The sequence below is a fragment of the Paenibacillus tritici genome (genome assembly GCF_018207515.1).
Lineage (GTDB): Bacteria > Bacillota > Bacilli > Paenibacillales > Paenibacillaceae > Paenibacillus_AQ > Paenibacillus_AQ tritici.
This window is the reverse complement of sequence record NZ_CP073365.1, coordinates 7,398,223-7,424,454: the sequence shown is the minus strand read 5'-3', so window position 1 is coordinate 7,424,454 and position 26,232 is coordinate 7,398,223. Positions and strand designations below refer to the sequence as shown.

Annotated in this window: 25 protein-coding genes; 19 read left to right on the top strand and 6 right to left on the bottom strand. The window is 54.0% G+C overall.

Annotated features, from left to right (window positions below):
* The first annotated feature begins 197 nt into the window (after positions 1-197).
* The 4 genes from KDC22_RS31870 to KDC22_RS31855 are packed head-to-tail and all read left to right on the top strand — an operon-like array spanning position 198 to position 4,172.
* Positions 198-1,289, top strand: a complete 1,092-nt coding sequence (locus tag KDC22_RS31870) for an iron-siderophore ABC transporter substrate-binding protein (protein ID WP_211721514.1) — start codon at positions 198-200, stop codon at positions 1,287-1,289.
* On the top strand, positions 1,286-2,326 hold the full coding sequence (locus tag KDC22_RS31865; RefSeq protein ID WP_211721513.1) for a FecCD family ABC transporter permease: 1,041 nt from the start codon (positions 1,286-1,288) through the stop codon (positions 2,324-2,326). The genes KDC22_RS31870 and KDC22_RS31865 overlap by 4 nt, the downstream gene beginning before the upstream one ends.
* On the top strand, positions 2,323-3,354 hold the full coding sequence (locus tag KDC22_RS31860) for a FecCD family ABC transporter permease (protein WP_211721512.1): 1,032 nt from the start codon (positions 2,323-2,325) through the stop codon (positions 3,352-3,354). Before KDC22_RS31865 ends, KDC22_RS31860 begins: the two co-directional genes overlap by 4 nt.
* On the top strand, positions 3,354-4,172 hold the full coding sequence (locus KDC22_RS31855) for an ABC transporter ATP-binding protein (protein ID WP_173133941.1): 819 nt from the start codon (positions 3,354-3,356) through the stop codon (positions 4,170-4,172). The genes KDC22_RS31860 and KDC22_RS31855 overlap by 1 nt, the downstream gene beginning before the upstream one ends.
* 489 nt (positions 4,173-4,661) lie before the next feature.
* On the opposite strand, the gene KDC22_RS31850 is transcribed toward KDC22_RS31855, so the two are convergent.
* Complete coding sequence (locus tag KDC22_RS31850; RefSeq protein WP_211721511.1) at positions 4,662-5,588, bottom strand: AraC family transcriptional regulator; 927 nt, start codon at positions 5,586-5,588, stop codon at positions 4,662-4,664.
* Positions 5,589-5,744: 156 nt separating this feature from the next.
* Between KDC22_RS31850 and KDC22_RS31845 the strand changes: the two genes are divergently transcribed.
* Positions 5,745-6,479: an SDR family oxidoreductase gene (locus KDC22_RS31845; protein ID WP_173133935.1), complete on the top strand. Its 735-nt coding sequence runs from the start codon at positions 5,745-5,747 to the stop codon at positions 6,477-6,479.
* 58 nt (positions 6,480-6,537) lie between these two features.
* Here KDC22_RS31845 and KDC22_RS31840 read toward each other — a convergent pair whose 3' ends face one another.
* Complete coding sequence (locus tag KDC22_RS31840) at positions 6,538-7,629, bottom strand: GIY-YIG nuclease family protein (RefSeq protein WP_211721510.1); 1,092 nt, start codon at positions 7,627-7,629, stop codon at positions 6,538-6,540.
* 205 nt (positions 7,630-7,834) lie between these two features.
* Here KDC22_RS31840 and KDC22_RS31835 point away from each other — a divergent pair, with 205 nt between their 5' ends.
* The 6 genes from KDC22_RS31835 (at position 7,835) to KDC22_RS31810 (ending at position 14,600) form a co-directional block, all read left to right on the top strand.
* On the top strand, positions 7,835-8,650 hold the full coding sequence (locus tag KDC22_RS31835; RefSeq protein ID WP_211721509.1) for a MerR family transcriptional regulator: 816 nt from the start codon (positions 7,835-7,837) through the stop codon (positions 8,648-8,650).
* 173 nt (positions 8,651-8,823) lie between these two features.
* Positions 8,824-10,788, top strand: a complete 1,965-nt coding sequence (locus KDC22_RS31830) for an FAD-binding protein (RefSeq protein WP_246553154.1) — start codon at positions 8,824-8,826, stop codon at positions 10,786-10,788.
* 80 nt (positions 10,789-10,868) lie between these two features.
* Positions 10,869-11,417 (top strand): hypothetical protein, encoded by a 549-nt coding sequence (locus KDC22_RS31825; protein WP_211721507.1) that lies wholly within the window; start codon positions 10,869-10,871, stop codon positions 11,415-11,417.
* A gap of 155 nt (positions 11,418-11,572) precedes the next feature.
* Positions 11,573-12,997, top strand: coding sequence for a hypothetical protein (locus KDC22_RS31820; protein WP_211724275.1), 1,425 nt, complete (start codon positions 11,573-11,575; stop codon positions 12,995-12,997).
* A 78-nt stretch (positions 12,998-13,075) separates the two neighbouring features.
* On the top strand, positions 13,076-13,357 hold the full coding sequence (locus KDC22_RS31815; RefSeq protein ID WP_211721506.1) for a hypothetical protein: 282 nt from the start codon (positions 13,076-13,078) through the stop codon (positions 13,355-13,357).
* A 391-nt stretch (positions 13,358-13,748) separates the two neighbouring features.
* A complete protein-coding gene (locus KDC22_RS31810; protein ID WP_211721505.1) occupies positions 13,749-14,600 on the top strand; it encodes an EcsC family protein in 852 nt (283 codons plus the stop codon).
* A 113-nt stretch (positions 14,601-14,713) separates the two neighbouring features.
* Here KDC22_RS31810 and KDC22_RS31805 read toward each other — a convergent pair whose 3' ends face one another.
* Positions 14,714-15,022, bottom strand: coding sequence for a putative quinol monooxygenase (locus KDC22_RS31805; protein ID WP_343221874.1), 309 nt, complete (start codon positions 15,020-15,022; stop codon positions 14,714-14,716).
* A 96-nt stretch (positions 15,023-15,118) separates the two neighbouring features.
* Between KDC22_RS31805 and KDC22_RS31800 the strand changes: the two genes are divergently transcribed.
* From KDC22_RS31800 to KDC22_RS31775, 6 genes are all read left to right on the top strand, one after another.
* Positions 15,119-16,384 (top strand): nitric oxide synthase oxygenase, encoded by a 1,266-nt coding sequence (locus KDC22_RS31800; protein ID WP_211721504.1) that lies wholly within the window; start codon positions 15,119-15,121, stop codon positions 16,382-16,384.
* A gap of 418 nt (positions 16,385-16,802) precedes the next feature.
* Positions 16,803-17,351 (top strand): TetR/AcrR family transcriptional regulator, encoded by a 549-nt coding sequence (locus tag KDC22_RS31795; RefSeq protein ID WP_173133914.1) that lies wholly within the window; start codon positions 16,803-16,805, stop codon positions 17,349-17,351.
* A 498-nt stretch (positions 17,352-17,849) separates the two neighbouring features.
* The gene (locus KDC22_RS31790; protein WP_211721503.1) at positions 17,850-18,836 is read left to right on the top strand and encodes an NAD-dependent epimerase/dehydratase family protein; all 987 of its coding nucleotides are present in this window, start codon (positions 17,850-17,852) and stop codon (positions 18,834-18,836) included.
* A gap of 102 nt (positions 18,837-18,938) precedes the next feature.
* A complete protein-coding gene (locus KDC22_RS31785; protein ID WP_211721502.1) occupies positions 18,939-19,295 on the top strand; it encodes a nucleotide excision repair endonuclease in 357 nt (118 codons plus the stop codon).
* Positions 19,296-19,491: 196 nt separating this feature from the next.
* Complete coding sequence (gene rlmN, locus KDC22_RS31780) at positions 19,492-20,589, top strand: dual-specificity RNA methyltransferase RlmN (RefSeq protein ID WP_211721501.1); 1,098 nt, start codon at positions 19,492-19,494, stop codon at positions 20,587-20,589.
* Positions 20,590-20,713: 124 nt separating this feature from the next.
* A complete protein-coding gene (locus tag KDC22_RS31775) occupies positions 20,714-21,001 on the top strand; it encodes a DUF6509 family protein (protein WP_173133902.1) in 288 nt (95 codons plus the stop codon).
* Positions 21,002-21,158: 157 nt separating this feature from the next.
* Here the strand turns inward: KDC22_RS31775 and KDC22_RS31770 are convergent, their stop codons facing one another.
* Both KDC22_RS31770 and KDC22_RS31765 read right to left on the bottom strand, forming a co-directional pair.
* The gene (locus tag KDC22_RS31770; RefSeq protein WP_211721500.1) at positions 21,159-21,908 is read right to left on the bottom strand and encodes an esterase family protein; all 750 of its coding nucleotides are present in this window, start codon (positions 21,906-21,908) and stop codon (positions 21,159-21,161) included.
* Between the two features lie 13 nt (positions 21,909-21,921).
* Complete coding sequence (locus KDC22_RS31765) at positions 21,922-23,091, bottom strand: ATP-grasp domain-containing protein (RefSeq protein ID WP_211721499.1); 1,170 nt, start codon at positions 23,089-23,091, stop codon at positions 21,922-21,924.
* A gap of 220 nt (positions 23,092-23,311) precedes the next feature.
* On the opposite strand from KDC22_RS31765, the gene greA reads away from it, so the two are divergent.
* On the top strand, positions 23,312-23,794 hold the full coding sequence (gene greA / locus KDC22_RS31760; RefSeq protein WP_173133893.1) for a transcription elongation factor GreA: 483 nt from the start codon (positions 23,312-23,314) through the stop codon (positions 23,792-23,794).
* Between the two features lie 537 nt (positions 23,795-24,331).
* A complete protein-coding gene (locus KDC22_RS31755; RefSeq protein ID WP_173133890.1) occupies positions 24,332-25,258 on the top strand; it encodes an AEC family transporter in 927 nt (308 codons plus the stop codon).
* 33 nt (positions 25,259-25,291) lie between these two features.
* On the opposite strand, the gene KDC22_RS31750 is transcribed toward KDC22_RS31755, so the two are convergent.
* Positions 25,292-26,134 carry an aldo/keto reductase gene (locus KDC22_RS31750; RefSeq protein WP_211721498.1) on the bottom strand — a complete coding sequence of 281 codons (843 nt, stop codon included), beginning with the start codon at positions 26,132-26,134 and terminating at the stop codon, positions 25,292-25,294.
* Between the last annotated feature and the right edge of the window lie 98 nt (positions 26,135-26,232).

Below are 26,232 nucleotides of genomic sequence, written 5' to 3'. Positions count from 1 at the left end.
TGAGAACGTACCTCTGAGAATGTGCTGTGTTTTTTCCCAAAACTCTATTTTTTCGTTGACAACCTGAGCTTGCACCTTTATATTTATCGATAATGATTCTCATTATCGTATAAAGTTGCATAATATTCTCCTGTGCCACTGGTTAACCCCTTACAGGAACACAAAAATCATATTCAGATAAGGAAGGGTCCACACACATGAACAGCACCAGAAAGTTCTCCTTGAAGACATTATTCATTCCCTTGGCACTAACTATAGCGCTGGCGGGCTGCTCCTCCAATCAGTCGAATTCAGCCGCTTCACCTTCTCCGGCTGCAACGGCTGCTGCAACAAGCGAAGCAACCAGCACTGAAGCGCCTGCTGCACAGGCTGAGGTTACCTATCCGATTACCATTAAGCACGCGCTGGGCGAAGCTGTAATTAAGAGCAAGCCGGAACGCGTTGTTACTGTGCAATGGGCCAACCATGATGTGGCTCTTGCCCATGGTGTGGTACCCGTAGGCTTCTCGGCTGCGAACTTCGGCGTACAGGATGGCAGCGGGCTGCTGCCTTGGACAGCAGACAAGCTGAAGGAGCTGAATGTTACTGATCCGAATGTGTTCCAGGATACCGACGGTCTGGACTTCGAGGCTATCTCCGATGCCAATCCGGATGTTATTCTTGCTGCATATTCCGGCCTAACGAAGGAAGATTACGATACACTGAGCCAGATTGCGCCGGTAGTAGCCTATCCGACGGCTGCCTGGGCGACGACATGGCGCGAGCAGGTGCTGCTGAACGCAGAAGGTATGGGCATGAAGGCAGAAGGCGAACAGCTCATCAAGGACACTGAGGCTATGGTCAACGACAAGCTGAGCAAATACCCGCAGATTAACGGCAAAAAGGTGGTATGGGTCAACTTCTCCGCTGAAGATTTGTCGAAACTGCATATTTATACTCCGGTAGACTCCCGTGTCGCATTCTTATATGAGCTGGGGATGGTATATCCTGAGAGCATTACCTCACAGATTACAGACCCTACAAGCTACTCGCTCAGCTTAAGCTCAGAGAATGTTGAGGCCTTGTATGATGCCGATCTGATCGTGGGGTACGGAAATGACGAATTGCTTAAAACGCTCCAGGCGGATTCACTGCTCGGCACAATCCCTGCGATTGAACGGGGATCGGTAGCCTTCATCGACAGCGATACCCCGCTGGTCGCTGCCGGAACACCGAACCCGCTGTCCATTGCGTATACGATTGATGATTACCTTGCTTTAATCGGGGGAGCTATTGATAAATTAAAATGATTAGTTCATCGGTCTCGGACGACAACAAGTTAAAACTTCATATCCCGAAGAATTTCACTATGGTGCTGATAAGCTGCCTGGTCCTGCTGATCTTGTGCGTTATCGCCTCACTGGTGCTGGGAGCCCGTCAGGTAAGCTGGAATGAGCTTATCGACGGGTTATTCCGTCCAGAGGTGGACAGCTATGGGGCTAGCGTGGTCCGCAAGCGGATCTCACGGACGGTATTCAGCCTGATGTGCGGCGGGGCGCTCGGAGTATCGGGAGCATTGATGCAGGCGGTTACCCGCAACCCGATTGCCGACCCGAGCATCCTGGGAGTGAATACAGGGGCATCCTTGTTCGTGGTATGCGGAATTGCTTTCCTGAACATCAGCTCTGCTAACCAGTACATATGGCTGGCCTTAGCCGGGGCTGCCATTACGGCGGTATTCGTATTCGGAATCGGCTCCATGGGGCGTGGCGGAGCCACGCCCATTAAGCTCGTTCTGGCAGGTGCTGCCATCAGCGCAGCCTTGTCCTCTCTGGTTACCGCCATTATGATTCCTCGTTCTTATGTCATGGACCAGTTCCGGTTCTGGCAGGTGGGCAGCGTGGGGGCGGGCAGCTGGAGCGGCATTACCACATTTATCCCGTTCCTGCTCGTCGGCATCCTGATTGCTTTCCTTTCGGCTCCGGCTCTGAATGCGCTGGCCCTGGGCGATGATGTAGCAACGGGCCTTGGGGTCCGCACAGGCACACTGCGGCTTATTGCCGCGCTGGCGGGTGTATTATTATGCGGCGCAGTTACAGCACTGGCCGGGCCGATCGGCTTCATCGGCTTATTGTCCACTCACGTTATCCGGCTGATCCTGGGATCGGACCTGCGGTTCGTGATCCCGATGTCAGCGATTACTGGAGCCATTATTCTGACCATCTCCGATGTAGGCGGCAGGTTGATCGGAAGTCCCGGAGAGCTGGAAGTCGGTGTGGTCACGGCATTCGTAGGGGCACCAATCCTAATTCTATTAGCCATGAAATCGAAAGTGCGATCCTTATGAGAAATCAATCGGTTGAATTTATTATGGCTGGCAGACGTCAAAGACACCGCCGGGGCATACTGGTAACCAGCCTTCTTGCCGTACTGGCCTGTATGCTGTGCTGCGCGATGCTGCTGCTCGGGAATACCATCTATCCGGTTACTGATGTACTCCGTGCACTCTCCGGGGAAGAGCTCAAGGGTGTCTCCTTCGCTGTGAATATTATCCGGCTGCCGCGGATGCTGGCGGGTCTTTTTGCCGGATTTGCCTTTGGCATTGCCGGGTATACCTTCCAGACGATGCTGCGCAACCCGCTGGCGAACCCGAATGTTATTGGCATTACTTCCGGCTCCAGTTCGGCGGCGGTATACTGCATCGTTATCCTTCATGCCAGCGGAGCCGTAGTCTCCATTGCATCCGTAATCGCGGGACTTGCCACCGTGCTGCTGATTTATGCCCTCTCCAGAGGCCGGACCTTCTCCATCGGGCGGTTAATTCTGATCGGGATAGGCCTGCAGGCGATGCTGGATGCGGTCATCTCCTACCTGCTGCTGATCGGCTCCGAGAAGGATATTCCTTCAGCGATCCGCTGGCTTACCGGCAGTCTCAACGGTTCACAGATGCACGAGCTTCCGCCGCTGGTAATCATTGTACTCCTCTGTTCGCCGATCATTATTCTGCTGGGCAAGCATCTGAGTATCCTGGAGCTGGGGGAGCAATCGGCTACCTCGCTTGGAGTAAGTACCGACAAGACCAGAATTGCACTGATTGTCAGCTCCGTCTGCATGGTTGCGATAGCTACGGCCACTACAGGACCAATTGCGTTTGTCTCCTTCCTGTCGGGACCGATTGCCAAAAGACTGGTGGGTACAGGCGCCTCCAGCATCATCCCGGCAGGCCTTGTCGGGGTGAATCTGGTCCTGGCGTCGGATCTGATTGGACAATTTGCTTTTGAGTACAGATTCCCTGTAGGCATCATTACCGGATTACTCGGAGCGCCTTATCTGATCTTCCTGTTAATCCGCATGAATCGAAAGGGAGAGTTATAATGAAACCGACACATGTGTTTGGTGCTGAGCAGGTCGTAGCGGGCTATGAGAACAAGACGGTTATCCACGGTGTAGATCTGGTAATCCCGGACCGTCAGATCAGCGTAATTATCGGCTCCAACGGCTGCGGGAAGTCTACCCTGCTCAAAACCATGGCCAGACTGATCAAGCATACCGCAGGCCGGGTCACGCTTGACGGCAAGCCGATCTCCGCCATCCCGGCCAAAGCCTTGGCCCGGGTCATCGGCCTGCTTCCGCAATCTCCCATTGTGCCCGAGGGAATTTCGGTAGCTGATCTGGTGGGACGCGGCAGGTTCCCGCATCAGTCTCTGCTTGGCGGCTGGTCCAGGAAGGACTACGAAGCGGTTGCCGAAGCGATGGAGATTATGAATATCACCGAATTCGCCAACCGTAATATTGATGAGCTCTCAGGCGGCCAGCAGCAGCGTGTCTGGATTGCCATGGCCCTGGCGCAGCAGACCGACATCCTGTTTCTTGATGAGCCGACAACCTTTCTGGACATCACTTATCAGGTTGAGATTCTGGATCTGCTCACCGATCTGAACCGCAAGCACGGGACCACCATTGTAATGGTGCTGCATGATATCAACTTGTCCGCGCGGTATGCCGATCATATCTTTGCGCTTCACACGGGCAAGCTTGTTGCTGAGGGGACCCCGGCAGAGGTCATTACAAGTACGCGGGTCAAAGAAATCTTCGGTCTGGATTGCACGGTCATTCCTGACCCTGTCTCGGGTTCTCCGCTGGTTGTGCCCAGAGGACGGTATCATGATAAGATGGCGAATGCTCCACAGTAAAGGCTTCATACCAGGCTGTCCGACCGGTCATACCGGAGGGCAGCTTTTTGGTGTGCACAATTAAGTATAAAAACTGCTTCCCTTATATTGGGGGGTGTTGTAAAGGCTTCACAGTCTGAGTACAGTAACGCTCATTGAGCGATCTATTGTAGCACCCGGACAGGCACTATGCCAGATAAGTGTGTAGAGGGTGCAGAAAGTAACGTAACGCCGGACAAGCTCCAGTGATAAGAATCGGAAGCAGTTGGATTTTCTCCACTTGCTGCTGAAAGAATGGCCGATGTTAGATCAAGAGTTGGATAAATGACACTTAAATCTTTCCATTCCCTCGATTGTAGCTAAAACTAACTTAATTAGATGTTGGATTTCCACTTACTTCCACTGATCGCTCGGAAACGGAGAAATTAAGAGACGTTTTTCCACTTGCTTCTATACAACAAGACAACATAGCCCACTCACTCAGCATTATCTTCATAATATCCCTCGACATTATCCATTCCCATGAACACTTAAGGTATTACGCAGATGCTTAACATCGTTCATGGGAGAACGCCCGAACATGCGGGCATACTCCCGGCTGAACTGGGAAGGACTCTCGTAGCCCACGCGAAAGCCTGCGTCAGCGGCTTCTAATCCCTCTGACAGCAGCAAGCGGCGTGCGTGCTGCAGCCGGATGGCCTTCTGATACTGCAGGGGGCTGATCGCTGTGACCTTTTTGAAATGCTTATGCAGGGAAGAAGGGCTCATATGGGCTTCCTTCGCTAATTCTTCAATCACAAGGGGCTTGGAGTAATCGCGGTTAATCCGCTGGATCACGTTGGAGATGTTATAAGAATAGCTGCCGGCAATGGAGAACCGGCTGAGGAATGCCCCCTGATCACCTTTCATCACACGGTACAGAATCTCGCGGATGATCATCGGCGCGAGGAACTCAATATCCTCAGGGGTATCCAGAAGACGGACCAGGCGGACCAGCCCCTCCAGCAGAGGCGTATCGGATTGGCCTAGCAGTATACCGCGTTCCGTCTTTGTATCGCGCTGCGTACTGCTCCTGTGCATGATGTCCAGGATGACCTCCGGACGGATAGACAGCTGCAGGCTCAGATAAGGAAGCTCCGGCGAAGCTTCCGTAATCATCCCGACCACAGGCAGATGCACCGGGCTGACGATGTAGCTGGCCGGACTGCATAGGTAAGTATCTCCCGCCAGCGTGGCTGTCTTGGAGCCTTGTACGATCACGTATAACGAAGGCGTATTGACAGAATGTCTCGGCTCGGACACCTGGCTTGCATGTCTGAAGCATAACTCCGGTACTGATGAAGCATGTGTTCCTTCTGAAGGTGCATGACGCTGAATTAGCAGAATCAGTTCTTGTAAGTGGACAGAGAGAGTAGAGAGGGAAGAGATGCCGTTCATGCTTCATTGCTCCTTTCCGCCAAAGTCTAATGGCTAATTATATCCCCGCCGAAGAGGATTAGGCAAGAATCGGAGGCGATCTGTCTACCTGATGAGACCGCTGTTTACGTACAATGGACAGGTAAGACCATTAGACTCTAGAGAGAAGGATACAGTATGAGCATTGAGGATAAAGTTGTTGTCATTACGGGTGCGAGCAGCGGGATTGGGGAGGCGGCAGCGCTGCTCCTTGCGGAGCGCGGGGCCAAGGTAGTGCTTGGAGCGCGCGGAGTTGAGCGTCTGGCGACGCTGGCGGCACGCATTGTGAACAATGGCGGTGAAGCCGTTTATGCAAGCACAGACGTAAGACAGCGGGAAGATCTAAGCAGGCTTGTTGCACTGGCCTGTGAACGGTACGGGAAGATAGATGTGCTACTCAGCAATGCCGGAGTGATGCCGATCTCCCCGCTTGACGATCTGCGCGTCGAGGATTGGGAGGACATGATTGACGTTAACCTTAAAGGGGTTCTGTATGGGATTGCCGCAGCACTGCCAATCTTCCGGGAGCAGGGCTTCGGACATTTCGTGAACACTGCCTCTACAGCGGGACACAAGACTGTTCCTAACCAGTCGGTCTACTCGGGAACAAAATTCGCCGTGCGTGCCATCTCGGAGGGGCTGCGCCAGGAGGCGGGCGACAAGCTGCGCGTCACCATCATCTCACCCGGTATCGTCAAGACCGGCTTCACCGAGGGTGTGACAGACACGGCAATAAGAGATCAGCTTGCCGCCGTCCGCGACAGGCTGGCAATGGCACCGGATGCAGTAGCGCGGGCCATTGCCTACGCGATTGAACAGCCGGATGACATTGATGTGAACGAGATCGTGATCCGTCCTACTGCGCAAGTGTAACCTGTATAGCCGGGCTGGCTGGAGCCTTCGAGCAGATGACGGCTCCAGCCAGCGCCGGTTATAATGCGTTCCCGATCAACTCGTTCATCGCTTCTCCCAGCTCAGCTCTACCGTCATCCTCCAGCCACTCCTGCGGAACGAGCAGATAATGGCCGGAGCTGCTCTTAAGATAGCTGTAGATGATCTGAGCCTCGTCGATCTTGTGGCGGCTCATCTCTTCTGTAGCCGCGACAAGGCTGCTGCTGCGGAAATACTCTCGTGCGGCCGCAGTGATCATTCCGGTTAGCTGTCCGCTGCTGAGATCTTCCGCGGCCAGAAGGGTGCGGTAGAGAATTACGCTGCCCTTGATGAGGATCAGCTTGCAGGACTGCTCGTCCACCGGCTCCAGCACGACAATATTCTTGTTCTCCCCGGTGAATCCGATCACCTTCTCCTTGTGCAGCAGCGAGTGAACGGCTCCCAGGTAATCCCGGTATTTGGCGGCCGTCTCATAGTCAAACCGCAGCGCCGCTTCCTCCATCCGGGCCTCCAGTCCGCTGACAATCGAGCTGCTGTTCCCGTTCAATAAGCGGATGATTTGCTCCATGACCGCTTCATACTGCTTCACCGCCTCACCGCCCCCGCACATCCCTATACATAAGCCCAGCGAATGGTTGAGACAACGGGTAGTCCGGGAATGGGGACTGCTGCAGAGGATTCGCTGCGATTCCTTAATGCCCTGCACCGCTCTCTCGACAGTACTCCGGCTGGTATAGGGGCCATAGGTGAGGCTGTCCGCCTGCGGGCTTGGCTCATAGCCGATCTCAATCTGCCGGTACGGCCCGTTATCCACGATGGAGATGTAGCTGTAGGCAAGCGGGTTTTTCATCTTGCGGTTATACATCGGCTTGAGCTCTTTGATGAGCTGGCATTCCAGCATGAAGGCTTCGAATTCCGTATCGGTCAGCCTATAGTCGAGATCGCGGATATGCTTGACGAGCTGCTTCACCTTAGGCGAATGTCCTTTATTATTATAAAAATAAGACTGGACCCGCTTCCTGAGCTGCTTCGCTTTGCCGACATAGATGATATGGCCCAGGCTGTCCTTCATCAGGTACACGCCCGGCGTTAAAGGAAGGTTTGCGATCTTGTCTGTCAGATTTGCGGGCATGGCTGCCGCCTCCGTTCTTCATAGTTCTTCAGTATCTTCAAGTATAGCCCATGCCGCCGTCACCGGCGACAGGAAAAGCCAATACACCAGATCCGGCAGGAACGGTGTGACATAATCCACAATGTCTCCCGGCGTAACCCACTATCATTAATGATGTGAATGACAGGCGGGGAAGAATGCGATCAAGTAAGCTGGGGGGCTGCTGATGAAATATTCTATCGGTGAATTTGCGTCCATTCTGGGAGTGACGGCGGATACACTGCGTTTATATGAGAAGCATGATATTGTCCGGCCGATGAAGGACAATCATAATAATTACCGGTATTTCAGTGACCTGGACGCGCGGAATTTGTTGTCGAGCAGGTGGTACCGGAGTATGCAGATTCCGCTTCAGGCGGTGGCGGGATTGATCAGAGACGCGCCGTCCGAGCAAGTGGTGGAGTCCATTGCCGCTGCCGGTATGCAGCTGGAAGAGGAGATCCGGCGCAGTACGCTGCTGCTTGGCAAGATTCAGGAGATTCATGCCGAGCTTGGGGGGATCAGTGAATCTTTTTATACCTGTACCATCAGGCAAGTGCCGGGGATGTACCGGATTCAACAGACGAACAAGAATCATCTGCTCCAGAAGGAGGGGCTCAAAAAGACCGTGCAGTCCTGGATGGAGCTGCTGCCGTTCACCTTCTACTCCTTCCGGATTGAGAATACCGATGGTATCTATGGAACGGATGAGCTGGATTACAGCTGGGGGCTTGCGCTGCTTGCGGAGGATCAGCAGAAGCTGGAGGTCTGCCTGGATGACAGTACCGAGTACCTGGAGCCTGCTGTCTGCATCTCTGCAGTGATTGTCAGCGAATATGAGGAATACCTCGAACGGGAGTCCTTCGGTTTCATGCTGGATTATGCGAAGGCGCAGAATTGCCGGATCAGCGGCGATATCAACGGTAAAATCCTGTTCACAGAACGCACGAACAACGGCAGCAGAACATATCTGGAGATCAATATACCTATCGAGCGGATATAGCGGAGCACGAAGTCCGTGATACTTTGAGAAAAATTTCACGTAACGTTCATTGACCTTGGTACTGTACCAAGGTTTACACTTTGTGGGCTAGCCAGCGGCCCTTACAGAGACAGACACAGGGCTGTATTAACCACACAGGGGGAGAAAGAATGCATAAGCAAGCTACAAAACCAATGTTGATATTAACCGTATGCCTGGTAATGGTCCTGTCGCTCATCAGCGGCTGCAGCGGTAATCAGACTGCCGCTCCGGCAGCTTCGGAACAACCGTCGGCATCGCCGGAGGCTGTGCAGCCAGCGGATACAAGTGCAGTGCCGGCAGATTTCAAAGCGGGAACCTATAAAGCGGAAGCCGACGGTAAAGACGGCAAGATTCAGGTAGAAGTGACACTTGACGCTGAATCCGTAATCACCGGTATCGAGGTGGTCGGCCAGAACGAAACCGCCGGTATCGGGGTGGAAGCAATCAACAAGATCAAGGAAGAGATACTGACCGGCCAGACCTTGAATATTGATGCCGTCAGCGGAGCATCTGAGTCCAGCAAGGCGATTCTGACCGCCGTTGAGGATGCGGTGAAGCAGGCGGGCGGCAATGTGGAGGCTTTTAAATCCAAGGCTGTAGTGAAATCGGGAGAAGGCCAAACCGAGCAGCTGTCCGCAGATGTGGTCGTGGTGGGCGCAGGGGCATCCGGTGTATCAGCGGCAGTGTCGGCAGCGGACGCAGGTGCTAAGGTTATCCTGATCGAGAAAACAGCGACGATTGGCGGAGCGAGCAATCTGTCCTGGGCGGGCAAATTCTACAACTCCTCAGCAGCGTTAAGCAGCGGACTCCAAGTGGAAGTGGAGAAGGAGATCGGGGACTGGATTGTTAACAACCACTGGAGAGTGAATGCGGCAGCGATCCGCCAGTATGTTACGAAGTCGGGTGAGACGTATGACTGGCTGACCGGCAAAGGCTACACCACCACCTTCCTTAACTTTGGCGGAGAACAGCTGCATATGCTTCCTGCATATGAGACCCGTCAGGATCTGCTGCGCGCGATGCTCAAGGCATCGGTGGAGAAGGGCGGCGGCCAAGTGATTACTGAGACAACGGCCAAGAAGCTGATCACAGGCACTAACGGCGAAGTTACCGGAGTGGTTGCGGAGAAGTCCGACGGGACGACGCTTGAGATTACCGGTAAAAGCATTGTGATGGCTACCGGAGGATATGCCGGCAATAAAGAGATGGTTAAGGAAGCGTTCGGCTTCGAAGGCGTGAACGGCGGACTCGGACAGAACATCGGTGAAGGCCTGAAGATGGCCTGGGATGCCGGTGCGAAGGTTCCCGATAACTTCGGGGGACAAATGCTTCACCAGACATTGGCCAGAGCCACAGACAAGCTGAAGGCGGAGTATGAGCCGTTCGAGGCCAGCTATCCGCTGATGCTGACCTACCTGCCAACCCTGATGAATGTCGGTCCTTCCGGAGCGAGATTCAGAGATGAGGCGGCGACACTTACCGCAGTCGCGGCGGCGAATACCAGTGCTTTTAACGGAGCCTATCATCTGGTCATTCTGTCGCAGGCGCAGATGGATGCGCTTAGAACCAAAGGGATGAACGGACTTCAGGCACCGAAGCTGCCGGGCATGCCGCCGGAATTCTATGCCCCTTACAAAGACAAGTTCAAGCTGGACCAGCCTTGGAAGGATGCGGACAAAGTATTCGAGTCCATGGTTGCGAACGGCGACGGCTTCAAAGGCAACACCATCGAGGAACTGGCGAAACATGCAGGCATGGACCCGGCGGTATTCGCAGCGGACTTCAAGCTGTATGAGGAAGCGGCAAAAACCGGCATGGATACGGAGTTCGGCAAAGCGAAGGAATATCTGGTTCCGATGGGCAGCGGCCCGTATTATGCCATTGTCTCCGAGGTTAACAATCTCTGTTCGGTGGGCGGTCTGCTGGTAAATACCAAGTTCCAGGTGCTGAATGAAGGGCGTGTCCCGGTCAAAGGGCTGTATGCCGTCGGCGTGGAATCGGAGGGTGTTCTCTTCAATGATACCTATGTAGGCAATGGCGTCGGGCTGGGATATTCCTTCACCTCCGGGCGGCTGGGCGGCGAGGATGCGGCTGCGGGCGCACTGGCTAAGGAGTAGCACGTAATTTAAGTGATTGTCCTCTTTCCGCCGATAAAAGAGTTGTCCTGAACTTTTTGCACGAGAAGAGGAACCCTAAGATGTATATTCCCATATCACGAATCAATGCAGCTTCGCTGACCCGCTCACCGCATCAGGCGGACCGCAATATGGGCGGGTCTTCTGTTCTCAGTTTTCCGGAGATGATGGCGGCTGTCGCAGCGTCCATTGAAGATCAGGCACGCAGGATTAAGCGGAAATATGGTTTGTCCGTGCGGATTCTGGCGGTATCCAAAGATGGCAGCAAGGGGAATAGTGCCGCTGCCTCAGGCGTCCGGGAAGATCGGGCGGAGATTGTGATCGCTCCGAATATTCTGCAGCAGATGAGCAAAGATCCCGTGCTGCAGCGTAAGATTTATGGCGAGTTGGATGCGTATGTGCGTGATCCTCATACCATGTCCAGCCATAGTCTGATCGTTCACAGGGACGGGACTTGTGCCCTTCTGCCCGCTGCTACTGGACCGGAAGCCGTGCGGGAACTTCCGAATCTCCCTACCGGCCGCCTGGACATGGAGGGCAGCAGCTATGCTCAGGACAGGCTGCAGCAGCTTGCCTTCATCCGGGCCAGAAGGTCCGGCAGGCAACGGTAACCGGAGAGTGATCCGCAGGTTGGCCCCAGAATCCATGTATGTGGAGACTGGGGTCTTTTTCTAATCCGTGACGGCGAACAACAGCCTATCCTTCTGCATACCTTATAGCACCGGGTTACTGTAGGGAAGTGGAAGGGGGGCGCAGGATCATGGGAATGAGTATACAGCTTACTGCGATTCATTGGGTGTATCTGGTGTTTATTGTGTTCATTCTGGCACTGCTCATCCGGCGGCGGGATACGACTATGATCTGCGTGACCGGAATTCTGGCCCTGGGACTGCTGGCGACGGCTACGATCAGCGGGTCGGTGTCCGGGATCTTCAATTCTTTTGTATATGCTACCAAAGAGCTGCTCGGCACGATCATGATCATCTCCATCATCGTAGCCATGAGCCGGATTCTGATTATTACAGGCATCAACGAGACGATGGTATCTCCGCTCACCCGGTTCCTGCGTACACCGGCGATGGCTTACTGGGGGATCGGGCTGATCATGATGGTAACCTCGTTCTTCTTCTGGCCTTCCCCTGCGGTGGCGCTGGTCGGGGCTGTTCTGTTGCCTGCCGCGATCCGGGTCGGCCTGCCTGCGCTGGGTGCGGCGGTGGCTATGAACCTGTTCGGGCACGGGATCGCTCTCTCGGGCGATTATATTATCCAAGGGGCTCCGAAGCTGACTGCGGATGCTGCCGGTCTTCCGGTGTCGAGCGTGATGCAGGCCAGTATTCCGCTGGTTGCCGTTATGGGGGTGGTCACCACGGTGAGCGCCTTCTGGATGATGCGCCGAGACCAGAAGAACGGAACCTGGAGAGACGGTCTGGTCTCCTCCTCCTCCCCGGCCGCTGCGGGGCCGCTGCCGGAAGCCGGGACGGACGAGGAGCAGGTCGTCATGAGCGACGGTCTGCGCAAAGGGCTGGCGATTGCCATCCCGCTGCTTTTTCTGCTGGATGTGGCCGGCATGTTCGTGCTGCATCTGCAAGGCGGTGATGCTACCGCGCTGGTTGGCGGAACCGCTGTGCTGATCCTGATTGTCATTACCCTGCTGGCCCACCGGGGCCAGGGCCAGGGGCTGGAGAAGATCACGGCCTATCTCATTGAAGGGTTCGTGTTCGGCTTCAAGGTCTTCGGACCCGTGATCCCGATCGCCGCCTTCTTCTATCTTGGCGATTCGGCCTTCACCGGGCTGTTCGGCAACGTCCTGCCGGACGGCTCGCACGGCATCGTGAATGACCTCGGCGTTGCCCTGGCGAATCACGTGCCGCTGAACGGGGCCGTGGGAGCCGTAACGCTGACGGTGATCGGGGCGATCACCGGTCTTGACGGCTCCGGCTTCTCCGGCATCTCGCTGGCCGGCTCGATTGCCGGGCTGTTCGCCGCCGCGATCCATTCCGGCGCGGCGACCCTGACCGCCCTTGGGCAGGTGGCCGCCATCTGGGTCGGCGGCGGCACCCTGATCCCGTGGGCGCTGATTCCCGCCGCAGCGATCTGCGGCGTCAGCCCGTTCGAGCTGGCCCGGCGCAACCTGAAGCCGGTCCTGCTGGGCATGGCGGCGATGACTGTTGTCGCCATGTTTCTGGTGTAGGCGCTGTCTGCATAAGAATACGGCCTCCAATCCATCCTAGAGAAGAACAGAAACCGTGATTGAGGGGGAAGAATTCTTATGAAGCATTACGAATCCAGTCTAGGGACTAACAGTACGGTGGATCAGGCACAGGATGCGGTAACCAAGCTGCATAACTCTGTAACTCAGGCTATGAGCCATCCGACCGGGCAGATGATCGAGCAGGCAGAGAACAGCCTGGAGCATGCCGAAGAAGCTGTTCGTCATGCACCGGAGGGTTCCGTCGGGGGACACGGGGTAGATCTGGCTGAAGAGAGGCTGGAGGAAGAGAAACGCAGACTCGCTTCACTGGATGTACCGGGAGGCCAAGCCCGCGATTAGAGCGGGCGTCTAGCTGTATAGATTGAACTTGAAAAATATACAGACAGGGAAAAGTGACGAAGGAGAATTTTGGAACTGTAGGAGCTACCCTCTGTAAACGCAGTAGCCCTGCTTCAACAGGCATTGTCGGATGGGTTCCGGGAATGCCTGTTTGTTTTTTGTCGGATTCGGGGCCGACCTGGCAGGCTTGTGCAATCATTTGCCGGGAATAAGGTTATAAAGTATCAGGTACATATATAACGGTTGTGAACCGGATCAGAGGAATTAGCGTAATACTACAAATAACCAAATGTTCACCGCAGTGACGACACAGCTTCAAGTACAAAACTTAAGTACATCTTAGATAAACGCAACCATAACGACGAGATTATTTTGAGGGAGGCGCATTAGAATGCCAGAAGCCGATAACGCCGGTTCATGGAGTCCTCCGGAGACACCGGAGATGCTGCACACCGCGCTTGCGGAGATTGCCAAGTGGGAGAAAGAGCAGAATAAGCTAATGATCTGGGACCGGATTTCCCGGTTGCCGTTCAAGCTGCTTGATAAAGTGACGCCGAAGCTTGTCCATGAAAAGGTAGGCAAGCTACTGGACGAGCTGGGCAGTTATGTCCAGAATGGCGGCAACTATCTGGTGGCCGGGCGTAAGGTTGGGAGGCTGATGGAAGAGACAAGCCAGGCGGCGGGCGTCCGTGATACCGGACCTTACCCGCTGGCTGTAATGGATGCGGCTGCGCTCCGGCTGTCGGAGAGAAGCTGGAATACGGCTACTGCCCAGGGGGCGACCACCGGCTTCGGCGGAATCTTCACACTCGCAGCCGATATTCCGGCCGTGCTGGGCCTCTCATTGAAGGCCATCCAGGAGATTGGCTTATGTTATGGCTACGATCCCACAGACAAGGCTGAGCGGATATTCACCGTGAAGGTGATGCAGTTCGCTTCCTCTGATATTGTCGGTAAGCGCACGCTGCTGAGGGAGCTGAATTTGCAGGCCGGCGGAGACGGCAACATTAGTACCGGAACCAGTGAGGCGGTCTCGAAGATTCAGGGCTGGAAGGAGGTAGTGGTGGCATACCGTGACAATTGGGGCTGGAAAAAGCTGCTCCAGACGGTTCCGGTTGCAGGCATGTTCTTCGGTGCGTATCTCAACCGGAAGACGCTGGAGGATGTGACGGAGGCTGCCCGTATGCTCTACCGCAAAAGACGGATTATCGCCAGGCTGGCTGAACTGGAGCCGAACAGGTAACGGTGTCGTTCAATCAGAGCCTGAAGACAAACACTAAGGAACAGGCAAGGAGTACCGCCCGACCAAGAGCGGTGCTCCTTGCCTGTTTGGGAGGTTTCGCAATCACTGGGGCGCTATTCCGCAGCGGAGCTGAATAACAGGCCTTTTCCGCCAACGGGCTTGAGCTGTACCGGCTCGACTCCGTCAATCAGCGGCATGGCCCGCTGGATCGTGGCGCGGGTTGCCTCCTGGGTAAGGGAAGCGGCATGGGCTTCGGCATGGCTCCATACCTCGGTCACCCAGAGAACATCGGGTTCCGTCTCCGAGAGGTTGATGAGATAGAGCTCACATTCCGGTACGGATTCCGCAGCGGCGGCAGCTTCGAGCAAAATCGCCGCCAAAGCATCTCTCATACCTGGTTTAGCAGTGAATTTCGCGTACATTCCGAATTTGTTCAGACGGATCACCTCAGCATATAGTTTCCGCTCCTATGGCGGGGTTGATCACATTTATTTTAACAGAACTAAGGAGTGAAAAAAATGAATCGAATACATCAGCAGCGAAACGTTGATGAATTAACCGGGCAGGCGGAATCGTTCATCACTGCCTGTTACCAGGAGCTGGAGAAGTCACAGAGTGAGCTGGAGCGGCGTCTTGCAGATATACACGAAGAGGTAATTCTTACGGGAACCTATATACATACGGAGGAAGAATTGGCCCATGGGGCGAGGATGGCCTGGCGTCATAACAGCCGCTGTATCGGGAGGCTATTCTGGCACTCACTTGCAGTGATTGACGCGCGCGGGGCAGAGACGGTGGAGGAGGTGGCCGGGGCGTTATTGCGGCATGTGGAGCAGGCATATAACGGCGGCAAGGTCCGGCCGGTCATTACCGTATTCCGCAGCGACGAGCAGCCGGATAGAACGATCCGGATCTGGAATCATCAGCTGATCCGTTATGCCGGCTATCCCGGAGACGGGGAGCAGCCGCGTGCCGGTGATCCGGCCTCGGATGAGTTCACGGCGGTCTGCCTGAAGCTGGGCTGGCAGGGGAGCGGCGGGGATTACGATATTCTGCCGCTAGTCATCAGCATCGGCGGGGAGGAACCCCGCTGGTTCCCCGTCCCGCCCGGACTTGTGCAGGAGATTCCGCTCACTCATCCGGAGATCGGACGATTCCCAGAGCTGTGCCTGCAATGGTACCCCGTTCCGGTTGTCTCGGATATGTGCCTGGAGATCGGCGGCATCCGTTACCCGGCGGCGCCTTTTAACGGCTGGTATATGGAAACGGAGATCGGCTCCCGGAATCTGGGGGATATCGAACGTTATAACCGCCTGCAAGCAGTGGCTGATCTGTTGGGCCTGGACCGTTCGACTAATACATCACTGTGGAAAGACCGTGCACTGCTGGAGCTGAACCGTGCTGTACTCCATTCGTTCAAGCAGGCTGGGGTCAGTATTGTGGATCACCATACAGCGGCAGATCAGTTCGTCCGCTTCCAGGAGCAGGAGAGTCGGCAGGGGCGCGAAGTATCAGGCAAATGGGGCTGGCTGATCCCTCCGATGTCGCCCTCTTCGACACCGATCTGGAATGATAACACCTTGAGGGATTTGCATCTAAGTCCGCGTTTCATGTACCAGAAGAAGGCGTATGCGGACAAGCTGGATACAGCAGCAGCCGCCGGTCCATCCGGTGAAGCGGACGGATCTGCCTCGCTGCATGTGGGGCCGGATGAACCGGCTCCAGAGTCTGAACAACAGGGCGCTACCGAAGCATTGACATGTCCGTTTCATCACCCCCGCTAACTCCGGTCCGGGATGAAATCAGCTGGAAATAGCTGCTTTTTCTCCACTTGCTCATGAGCGGAGGCGTTATTTCGAGGAAGCAGTTGGAAAATCAGCACTTAATAGGCTGCAATAGAGGAGAATGGAGGAAACGCATGAAATTAAGTTACACATTTCCAATTAATTTCCTCGAATACTCCGAAGCACGCGAATTAAGATACGTTTGTCCAATTAATTAGGGAGCGGTGAGTGAGGTCTAGATCAGATTAATCTTTATGAGGTGCTGATCGCCCGCCGGGAGGATATTGATCATGATAAGTTATTTTTCCGGCTGGGGTTGATTATCTAAAGTTTGAAGTATATACTGCTAATCAAGAGAGTGATTGATCAATAACCCATTCGGTAACACCCGTTATTCCCGCAGAGAAGGAGACTATTCATGAATAAGCAATCCCGTACAATCCCTCCCAAAGGAGATGAGGCCGCTCCGGTGAACCGCAGGGAGCAGATTTTGGAGGCGGCAGTGGTTGTTTTTGCAGAGCATGGCTATTCCCGGGCTACAACCGCGCAGGTGGCAGAGAAGGTCGGAATATCCCAGCCGTATATCTTCAAGCTGTTCAAGAATAAGGAAGAGCTGTTCATTGCTGCGCTGGAGCGGGCTTTCGAGCGGATTATCCGCACCTTCTCAGGGCTCCAGGCTCCGGAAGATCGTCTGCTCGCAGAAGCTATTCAGGTATATGAGCAATTAATGGAGACCCATCCGAACGAGATTATTCTCCAGGTGCAGGCGATTGGCATCCGGGACGAAGCCATCCGTCAGGCGATGCAGGCTGGGATCCTGGAGGTAACCCGGCTGATGGAGGGGAAGTTCTCGGCCGCAGGGTTCGCACATCCTGAAGTGGAAGTAAGTACCTTCATGGCTAACGGAATGCTGTGCAATATTGCGCTTACGCTGGAAATGCCGGAGTTGAAGCCGAAGCACCGGTGAGCCAGGGGGCAGGCGGGGGAATGTACAGTGGTCCAGAACCAGACCGAAAGGCTGGCAGAGCAAATTCTCTGTACGGCTGCTGCTGTTAAGCGATTCCTCCCAACCCCGGAGCTTGGCATTAATTTGACAGTAGGATAGTGACTGATCAATATCTTAATTGTAAAAGTAAGTGTAGAAGGAAAATGTACGTTACTATCCAAACGTCTAGTTCAACTGGCAGAGTAACAACTGACCGGTCGTTCGTAGTAGAATGTTGCAAGTATTGCAACACCGACTCTTTAATGGCGGGTCAGATGCACCGATTGTTGCAGGAAATACAGGATTTTCCCCGGAAAGCAGTTCGGATTAGATACGAATCGTGCCATTGATGCAACATTTGTCTATCTGGCTCCATGGAGAGCGGGGAAAGTTGCATTTGGTGCAGGATTTTAATTTGTAAATAGTTATTGATCAATCAATATCCAAACGGCCAACCACCCCAACGAGGAGGAATCTCAAATGATAAATAATGCGATAAATAAAGCCATTGTACTGGGAGCAACCGGAGGAACAGGGACGGTAATTATAGCGGAGCTGCTGCGGAGAGGGATCGAGACGGTCGCTTTTGGGCGGTCTATGCCGAAGCTGGAACAGCTTGCGGGCAGGCTGGGTCATCCGGCGGGGCTAAGCCTGCAGAGCGGAGATGTTTTTCAGGCGGAGGATGTATTCAGGGCGGCGCAGGGGGCGGAGGTTATTTTCCATTGTGCCTCTGTGCCCTATCACGAGATGACCGCGAAGCTGCTGCCGATGGGAGAAGCGGTAATGGAGGCCGCGAACCGGCTGGCTGCGAAGGTAGTGGCTGTAGATGGGATTTATGTGTATAGCAGAAGAGTGAATGACCAGCCGGTTGATGAGAACTATCCGAAGAACCCGCATACCCGTAAGGGACAAATAAAGCTGCAATTCGAGCAGATGTTCTTTAGTCCCCGCTGGAACCGTGCGAAAAGAATGATTGTCCGGCTGCCTGATTACTACGGCCCGACCGCTAATGAAGCCTCCTATCTGGGATCGGCCCTGGAGGCAGTTGCCGCCGGTAAACCGGGGGTCTTCATCGGCAATATGACGATTCCGCGTGAATATGTCTATCTGCCGGATGCGGCAGTGATGATGGTGGAGCTGGCCCTCCGGGAGGAGGCGTACGGGCAGAACTGGAACATCCCGGGGGCAGGCGTCATCTCCGGCCAGGAGATTATCCGCATCGCCCGCAGGGCCGCCGGAAGCTCGAAATGGATGATTCCGGTAGGCACAGCCGGTCTGACCCTGTTTGGCCTGTTCGTTCCGGTGATGAAGGAGATCGTCGAGATGCTGTATTTGACGAAGGAACCCCTGCGGCTCAGCGGTGCGAAGTACGAGCGGATAGCCGGTCCGGTTCCGGCGACATCCTTTGAAGAGGGGATCACGGCGACCATCCGTGCCATCCAGAACCGTGCAGCGGGAAATGTGTAAACCCCCTTATAAATCAGGCGTAATCTGCAGAAGATAGAAATAGTCAGGGTTCCCAAACTGTGATACTATTTATTTCTATATACAATGAGGAAGTGAAGCAGAATGATCAGCATTACCATTCCCGCACCGGAAGTTACGATCTACAAGCAGGAGAACCCTGTACTCAGCCATATTTACGGATTCACGGATTTCCACCTGATTACCCGCGAAGCCGGCGGCATCTTCATGTTCTATAATGACAAGGACGAGCTGCTGTTCGTGGGCAAGGCCCGTAAGCTGAGACCGCGGATCAAGAAGCATTTCGAGGATAACGTATCCGTCATGAAGCCTCACCGCGACGAAGTGACCAGGATTGAAGTCTGCATCGTTGAAGATCCGGTCGACAGGGAGATTTATGAGACGTACATTGTGAACACGCTTAAGGCGAAATACAATGTGGAGAAGGTTCTGTACAAATAAGGGTATCGGTGAGAAGGCGTGGTCCCTGCGGACTGCGCTTTTTTACAATTACACGGAAACGACCCGGAATCGGCAGCGTTCCCCCTTGTTTTAATAAACGAAATTTGAGACAATAAATAAGTTATTGTTGTTGCGAATGTCCTGTCAAGGTAGAATAGATCGATTGAACTTTAATGTTTTGAAAAGAGGATATGAAATGAATAAAGAATCCATTTATGGATTGACTTTGGAACAATTGACCGCCTGGCTGCTGGAGCATGGGCACAAGAAATCCCGGGCCTCCGCTGTCTGGGAATGGCTCTACCGCAAACGGATTACCAGCTTCGGGGACATGGACGGAATGAATCCGGACTGTGTGAAGCTGCTGGAGGAGCATTTTGTCTTTCAGACCATGGAAGAGCATGTGAAGCAGGAATCGGCTGACGGTACGGTCAAATTCCTCTTCCGCCTGCAGGACGGCAACCTGATTGAGACGGTGCTGATGCGGCAAAAGTACGGCCTGTCCGTATGTGTCACCACTCAGGTCGGCTGCAATATCGGCTGCAGCTTCTGCGCGAGCGGGCTGCTGGCGAAGAGCCGGGACCTCACCAGCGGCGAGATTGTGGAGCAGATTATGAAGGTCCAGCATTACCTGGATCTGGCCGGTCTGGGACAGAAGGTCAGCCATGTCGTGGTCATGGGCATTGGTGAGCCGTTCGATAATTTCCGTCATCTGCTGAATTTCCTGACTACGATCAAGGATCACAAGGGTCTGGCGATTGCCGGCAAAGGCATTACCGTATCCACCAGCGGTCTCGCTGACAAAATCAGAGAATTCGCCGACGCCAACATGCAGGTCAATCTGGCGATTTCCCTCCATGCGCCGAATAATGCGCTGCGGACACAGATTATGAAGATTAACCGCGCCATTCCTATAGAGCAATTAATGCCGGCGATTGATTACTATCTGGAGAAGACCAACCGCAGAATTACTCTGGAGTATATCCTGCTGAAGGATATCAATGACCGCGAGGAGCATGCGCTGGAGCTGGCCGAATTAATCGGCGACCGGCGTCAGCTCGCGAATGTCAACCTGATTCCGTATAATCCCGTGGATGAGCATAGCCAGTATCAGCGGAGCGAACGGGAGTCGGTGCGTGCGTTCTTCGATACGCTGAAGAAGCAGGGCGTGAGCGTCAGCACCCGGCTGGAGCATGGAGTCGATATTGATGCGGCCTGCGGACAGCTCCGCAGCAAGCAGATCAAGAAGACCAAGGGCAAACCGGCGGAGACCGGCACCGCCATTGTGGGATAAGTACAGCGGCTGAATGATCTCATAAGAACGGTGCCGGTGATGGATTCACTTCGCACCGTTCTTTTTGTCCGGCCCTGTGTTACAATAATCTGGCAGCAGTGAATTGAGAAAAGAGGAATGCGACTTGTTGACATTTACAAGCTACACCGTGGAGAACGTAAGAGATCCTTTTGGTATACTAAGCGGCAAGAGATATGAATTCGTCGTTAATATTGATGTACCGGAGGATGATGAGCTGTACGTAGAGAACGGAGTTTCCGCCCGTGTGATTGTCAAAGTGGAAGAGGAGCAGACAAGCATTGTCAGCTACGATCTGCAGGAAACCTCGTCAGGCCAGCTGCTTGATTTCGATATGGAAGAAGACGAGGAAGCAGCGCTGCTTCAGTTCTGTTCGGAGCATGTGCCTGAATAAGACCCGGCTGTAAGCGCTGGAAGGAAACTGCTGAACCTGGCGGTTTCCTTTTTTGTTGCCGTGAACCGGGTGAACGTATGCACCAAACGGGGCTGCCGCAGTCATCTGTAGTGATGGCTGGACAGCCCCGTTCTTTTTACTATAAACGTGAAACGTGCTACAGGCAGCCCTCCACATAATAATGAATCTGCTTGTTCCACCACGGCCAGTCATGACTGGCATCATGGCCCCAGTAGTCGATCCGTGCGGGAATTCCCTGGCGTCCCAGTACATCCTGGAGCAGCCGGGTCTCATGAAGCATCTCCTCCTCATAAGCCCCTTGTCCGACGCAGACGATGATGTTGCTGCTGCGGTACTGGTTCAGATAAGATTCATCCGTGAGCCCCGGCAGATAATGCAGCGGAGAGTTGAAATAGACCTTCTCGCTCATATAGTCGCCGAAGAAATAATAGGTGGAGTAGACGCCGCTCAGGGCGATTAAGGTATCGAAATAGTGCGGATAACGGAAAAAGAAGCTGGCGCTGTAATAAGCACCCATAGAGCAGCCCGAGATCAGAATGCGCTGATCGGTCCCGCCGTTGTTCTGCCTGCTCTCATGGAGGATGCCGGGAATCAGCTCATGCGCGATATACTTATCATACTGCTCATGACGTTGGATACGGTCCTCGTTATTCCAGTGCGTGGAGAAGAAGGTCTCTTCATCTATACTGTCGCAGGCCCAAATCTGCAGCTTGCCCGCTTCAATGAAGGACGAGAGCGTATCAATCATGCCCGAATCCTCATATTGGTAAAAGCGTCCAAGCGACGTAGGGAAGACAAGCATCGGTTTGCCGGCGTGGCCGTATATTTTATATTCCATGTCTCTGCCCAGGTTGTGGCTGTACTCCTTATGGTAGCTTATCCTCATCCGTTAACACATCCTATCCCTCTTCTTGGTGAATATAACCTCTGATGTCCCTGACCTCCGAAAGCTCGGGCGAACGGAACTGATAGGCGCTGTTGCCCATCGCTCTGCTGAATACCTCTTCGATCTCGGCATAATTCACAATCTTCCCGCCAAATTCACGGTAGATATCCTCGTGGCTGTGAGCATAATGCTTATGACTTTTGCGGCTGGCATAGCCTGTGTAATATTTGCCTTCGTAAGGGCCGCCGACCTCATTGTGTACGATCATTCTAGCCCATTCTTGATAGACATCCACATCGTAGGAGAAGTTAATGGCATCGGTCATCCAGGCGCCCGGCGGACGCATATTCACTTCCAGGGCAATGATCCGGCCATCCTTGTGCGATTTGAACAGCTCGATATGGAAGAACCGTTCCCGGATGTCAAAAGCCTGCAAAATGCTTCTCCCGGCCGCCTCGACCTCCGGGCTGATCTCCCGCAGACAGAAGTAGTAGAGGTGGTTGTCCGTATTGACGACCTCCATGACACTGTTCTCGAACAGGTGGCTGACTGCGAACCGCACGTTGCCGTCGATATCGACCAGCCCGTCATAGGTGAGGATAACCCCGTCAATGAATTCCTCAATGATAAAGGCTACATCCTCCGGCTTGGTGTCCAAAAAGTGCTGCAGCTCCTCTTCGTTATTGATCTTGTACGTATTGCTGGCCCCGGAGCCGAGGTCGGGCTTGACCACCAGCGGGAAGCCGGCGCTCTGGATGAAGCTCTCCACGCTCTCGCGGGTGGTTCCGGTGGAGAACTGTACGGTGTTTACACCGCTTTTGTGGAAGAATTCCTTCATCTTGGACTTCTGCTTCAGGTTGGAGACGAAATCCGACTTGGTGCCGTAGATGTTGAAGTCCGTGCGGATAGCGGCGTCCTGCTCCAGCCAGTATTCGTTCAGCGACTCGAAGCGGTCGATCTTGCCGTATTTATAGGTGAAATAGCCGACGGCCCGCAGAATCTCCTCATAGCTCTCCAGATCGCTTACCTTGTAATACTCCGTCAATGCCGACTTCAGCTTGTCCTCCAGCTGGTCATATTCGGCATCGCCAATTCCCAGCACCGTTGCTCCCTGCTGCCGCAGGTGAGTACAGAATTCAGCGCTGTTCTTGGGGAAATGCGGGGAAAAGAAAATAAAGTTCATGCGGACCGGCCCCTTTGGCTAAAATGTAATTCCGAGTTAATTTGTATGATTAATTCAATCTATCAGTTTCGTGCAGATCCGTCAATCCTTGGCCTTGTTTTTGCTGGACCGTCATTATAGAAGGGGATTCACGTTTTCCGATTGCAGCGCTTTCTCTTCGCATGTTGGGCGGATATGAGTTAGAATACAATAAAGCGAGCTAATAATAGGAGTTGTAAATATGTCCAACAATGACGAAGTGTTTTTGACGAAGGAAGGGTTAGCCAAGCTCGAAGAAGAGCTGAGAGAACTTAAGGGAGCAGGGCGCAAGGAGCTTGCCGCCCGGCTTAAGCTGGCAATCAGCTACGGGGATCTGAAGGAGAACAGTGAATACCATTCTGCCAAGGAGGACCAATCCTTCATGGAGACCCGCATCATGATTCTGGAGAAGATGCTGATTAAGGCGCAGATCGTGGATTCCAGCAATATGGATCTAAGCACAGTCAGCGTAGGCTGTATTGTTATTCTGAATGATGTCGAGTACTCCGAAAAGATTGAATACCGGGTGGTCGGTCCGGCGGAAGCTGATGTCCTGGACAACAAGATTTCATACGAAAGCCCGCTGGGCAAAGAGCTGATCGGCAAAAAAGTGGGCGACATCATCAGCGTCAATGCCCCGATGGGTATTATCAAATATGAGCTGCTTGAAATTAAAATGCTGTAAACAGACATCTAACAAGAATCCCAGTTCCCTTATTTTGAGGGGGCGGGATTTTTTTTGAGTATAAATTTATATGTTTCCCATGATAATTTATCCTTCTACTTCTCGCTGAAACGCAGAAATGGCGGAAGTAGTTGGGTTTTCTCCACTTGCTGATGAACAGAGGAATGCCTGCGGGACAGCAGGTGGAAAAACAGCACCTAATATACTGCAAATCGACTAGATCAGAAGAAAGGCAGGAAATTAAATGACGTTAATCCACTTCTTTTCCCAAAATGATCAAAGAAGGCCGGATTAAGATACGTTTTTCCAACTAATATATTTATGTCGCTGGAGCAACGTGGCAGCGTGGAGCCAAGTCTACTCCTTGGTAAGTGGTAAAGTGCTGGTTGTGCTCTTCGGGCAACATTGGTTACACAGTCTGCAAGCGGCGGGCTGCCATAGGTAACGGCTATCAAGGATATTGATTCCGTGTCTTAGACGCTCCCCGCCTGGGGGGTTATAGTAGGGAGTAACTACCACACAGAGGAGTCCTGGCTCGTGATTCAGACTGTACTAACCACACTTGTAGAGGTCATTGTACCGCTGTCCATTCCAGTGGCCGCCGGGGCGCTGCTTGGACGGTATAAGAAGCTCGACACGAAGCCCCTGCTGACGCTGTACCTGTATTTTCTCAGTCCGGCTATTATTCTGGATACGCTGGCTACGGCAGATATCTCCTTCGATGATGTCTATAAGACACTCGCGTTCTCGCTGCTGAACCTGTTTCTGCTCTGGGGTCTGGCTACCCTAATCGGCAAAATACTGAAGCTCGCCCCGCCCGAAGCCGCCGGTCTGACGCTCATCTCCACCTTCACGAACAGCGTCAATTACGGTCTGCCGCTGGTGCTGCTGGCCTTCGGCCAGCTCGGCCTCGACAAGGCCTCGGTCTATGTGATCGCCCAGATGGTGATCGTGAATACGATCGGCGTCTATTTCGCCGCCAGATCCCAGTTCTCGGTGCGCAGCGCGGTGAAGTCGGTCTTCTCGCTGCCGGCCATCTACGCGGCTATTCTGGCGCTGCTGCTGCGGGCGCTCGGCCTGCATATGCCGCATGAGCTGGCCTCGGGCGTAGCGATGGCCGCCGGAGCGTATTCGCCGGTAGTGCTGGCGATTCTCGGCGCGCAGATGGTGAAGGTCCAGGCAGCGCATACGGAGCGCAATGTGCAGCTTGCGTTCTGGACAGGGCTGACCGTCCGGTTGCTGCTGGCTCCGCTGCTCGCCGCGCTGGTGCTGCTCGCCCTGAACATCACGGGCACCCTGTTCTCGGTGCTGCTGATTCTGGCCTCCATGCCTGTCGCTGTTAATTCCGTGGTCTTGGCGGAACGCTTCGGCAGCTCGCCTTCGCTCGTCTCGCGCTGTATCGTCTGGACTACGCTGGCCTCCTTCCTGGTCCTGCCGGTGCTGATTGCAGCGGTGGGCGGGTAGAGATCGCTGAGCCGGGCGGCTGGGGAATGGGTTTCAGAAATCAAAGTTGTCCGGATCCGGACCGGTCCGCTGATCCCGGTTAAGACTGTCGATCCGCTCCATATCGGCGCGGCTCAGCTCGAAATCGAACAGGGAGGCATTCTCGATGATCCGCTGCTCTTTGGTTGATTTCGGGATGGTGACGATGCCATGCTGCAGATCCCAGCGCAGAATGATCTGGGCAACGGATTTGCCGTGGCTGGCAGCGATCTCCTTCAGTACCGGCTGGTCCAGCAGCTGGCCCTGCATCAGCGGCGCCCAGGCCTCAATCTGAATGCCATGGCGCTGTGCGAAGCTGCGCAGCGGCTGCTGGGACAGATAGGGATGCAGCTCCACCTGATTGACCATCGGCTGGATCTGCGCATCCTGCAGGATGTCTTCCAGATGATGAATCTGGAAATTGCTTACGCCGATCGCTTTGACACGGCCTGCCTGGTACAAGGTTTCGAGCGCTCTCCAGGCTTCCTTGTATTTGCCCTTCACCGGCCAGTGAATGAGATACAGATCCAAATAGCCGAGACCCAGCTTCTCCAGGCTGGCCTCGTATGCGGCCAGGGTCTGTTCATAGCCGAGGTCTGCATTCCAGACCTTGGAGTTTATGAAGAGCTCTTCGCGGGCGAGCTTGTTCTCCTCCATAGCTTCCCTAACTGCTTGTCCGACCCCGCGCTCATTGGCATAGACTGCGGCAGTATCTATACTGCGGTAGCCGTGGGCGATCGCGGATTTCACCGCCTGCACCAGCCCGTCGCCGTCCTCCACCTGAAAAACCCCGAGTCCAACCCACGGCATACTCACGCCGCCTTGAAGTACCGTTCTATCTTGTAAATGCTGTGCCATATGGAATAACCTCCTGAATGAATGATGTAGTAAGAATGAATGATGCAGTAAGGATGTACTTTGGATGATAAGTGGCAAAATGCTGCACGGATTGCAAC

What these genes read in the sequence shown, in the direction of transcription:
- KDC22_RS31810 (WP_211721505.1), top strand. Translation starts at nt 13,749, where the DNA reads ATGCCAGAAGCCGATAACGCCGGTTCATGGAGTCCTCCGGAGACACCG.
- greA (WP_173133893.1), top strand. Translation starts at nt 23,312, where the DNA reads ATGTCCAACAATGACGAAGTGTTTTTGACGAAGGAAGGGTTAGCCAAG.
- KDC22_RS31845 (WP_173133935.1), top strand. Translation starts at nt 5,745, where the DNA reads ATGAGCATTGAGGATAAAGTTGTTGTCATTACGGGTGCGAGCAGCGGG.
- KDC22_RS31825 (WP_211721507.1), top strand. Translation starts at nt 10,869, where the DNA reads ATGTATATTCCCATATCACGAATCAATGCAGCTTCGCTGACCCGCTCA.
- KDC22_RS31790 (WP_211721503.1), top strand. Translation starts at nt 17,850, where the DNA reads ATGATAAATAATGCGATAAATAAAGCCATTGTACTGGGAGCAACCGGA.
- KDC22_RS31870 (WP_211721514.1), top strand. Translation starts at nt 198, where the DNA reads ATGAACAGCACCAGAAAGTTCTCCTTGAAGACATTATTCATTCCCTTG.
- KDC22_RS31795 (WP_173133914.1), top strand. Translation starts at nt 16,803, where the DNA reads ATGAATAAGCAATCCCGTACAATCCCTCCCAAAGGAGATGAGGCCGCT.
- KDC22_RS31860 (WP_211721512.1), top strand. Translation starts at nt 2,323, where the DNA reads ATGAGAAATCAATCGGTTGAATTTATTATGGCTGGCAGACGTCAAAGA.
- KDC22_RS31815 (WP_211721506.1), top strand. Translation starts at nt 13,076, where the DNA reads ATGAAGCATTACGAATCCAGTCTAGGGACTAACAGTACGGTGGATCAG.
- KDC22_RS31820 (WP_211724275.1), top strand. Translation starts at nt 11,573, where the DNA reads ATGAGTATACAGCTTACTGCGATTCATTGGGTGTATCTGGTGTTTATT.
- KDC22_RS31785 (WP_211721502.1), top strand. Translation starts at nt 18,939, where the DNA reads ATGATCAGCATTACCATTCCCGCACCGGAAGTTACGATCTACAAGCAG.
- KDC22_RS31840 (WP_211721510.1), bottom strand. Translation starts at nt 7,629, where the DNA reads ATGCCCGCAAATCTGACAGACAAGATCGCAAACCTTCCTTTAACGCCG.
- KDC22_RS31830 (WP_246553154.1), top strand. Translation starts at nt 8,824, where the DNA reads ATGTTGATATTAACCGTATGCCTGGTAATGGTCCTGTCGCTCATCAGC.
- KDC22_RS31850 (WP_211721511.1), bottom strand. Translation starts at nt 5,588, where the DNA reads ATGAACGGCATCTCTTCCCTCTCTACTCTCTCTGTCCACTTACAAGAA.
- KDC22_RS31855 (WP_173133941.1), top strand. Translation starts at nt 3,354, where the DNA reads ATGAAACCGACACATGTGTTTGGTGCTGAGCAGGTCGTAGCGGGCTAT.
- KDC22_RS31835 (WP_211721509.1), top strand. Translation starts at nt 7,835, where the DNA reads ATGAAATATTCTATCGGTGAATTTGCGTCCATTCTGGGAGTGACGGCG.
- KDC22_RS31805 (WP_343221874.1), bottom strand. Translation starts at nt 15,022, where the DNA reads ATGTACGCGAAATTCACTGCTAAACCAGGTATGAGAGATGCTTTGGCG.
- KDC22_RS31765 (WP_211721499.1), bottom strand. Translation starts at nt 23,091, where the DNA reads ATGAACTTTATTTTCTTTTCCCCGCATTTCCCCAAGAACAGCGCTGAA.
- KDC22_RS31800 (WP_211721504.1), top strand. Translation starts at nt 15,119, where the DNA reads ATGAATCGAATACATCAGCAGCGAAACGTTGATGAATTAACCGGGCAG.
- KDC22_RS31750 (WP_211721498.1), bottom strand. Translation starts at nt 26,134, where the DNA reads ATGGCACAGCATTTACAAGATAGAACGGTACTTCAAGGCGGCGTGAGT.
- rlmN (WP_211721501.1), top strand. Translation starts at nt 19,492, where the DNA reads ATGAATAAAGAATCCATTTATGGATTGACTTTGGAACAATTGACCGCC.
- KDC22_RS31865 (WP_211721513.1), top strand. Translation starts at nt 1,286, where the DNA reads ATGATTAGTTCATCGGTCTCGGACGACAACAAGTTAAAACTTCATATC.
- KDC22_RS31770 (WP_211721500.1), bottom strand. Translation starts at nt 21,908, where the DNA reads ATGAGGATAAGCTACCATAAGGAGTACAGCCACAACCTGGGCAGAGAC.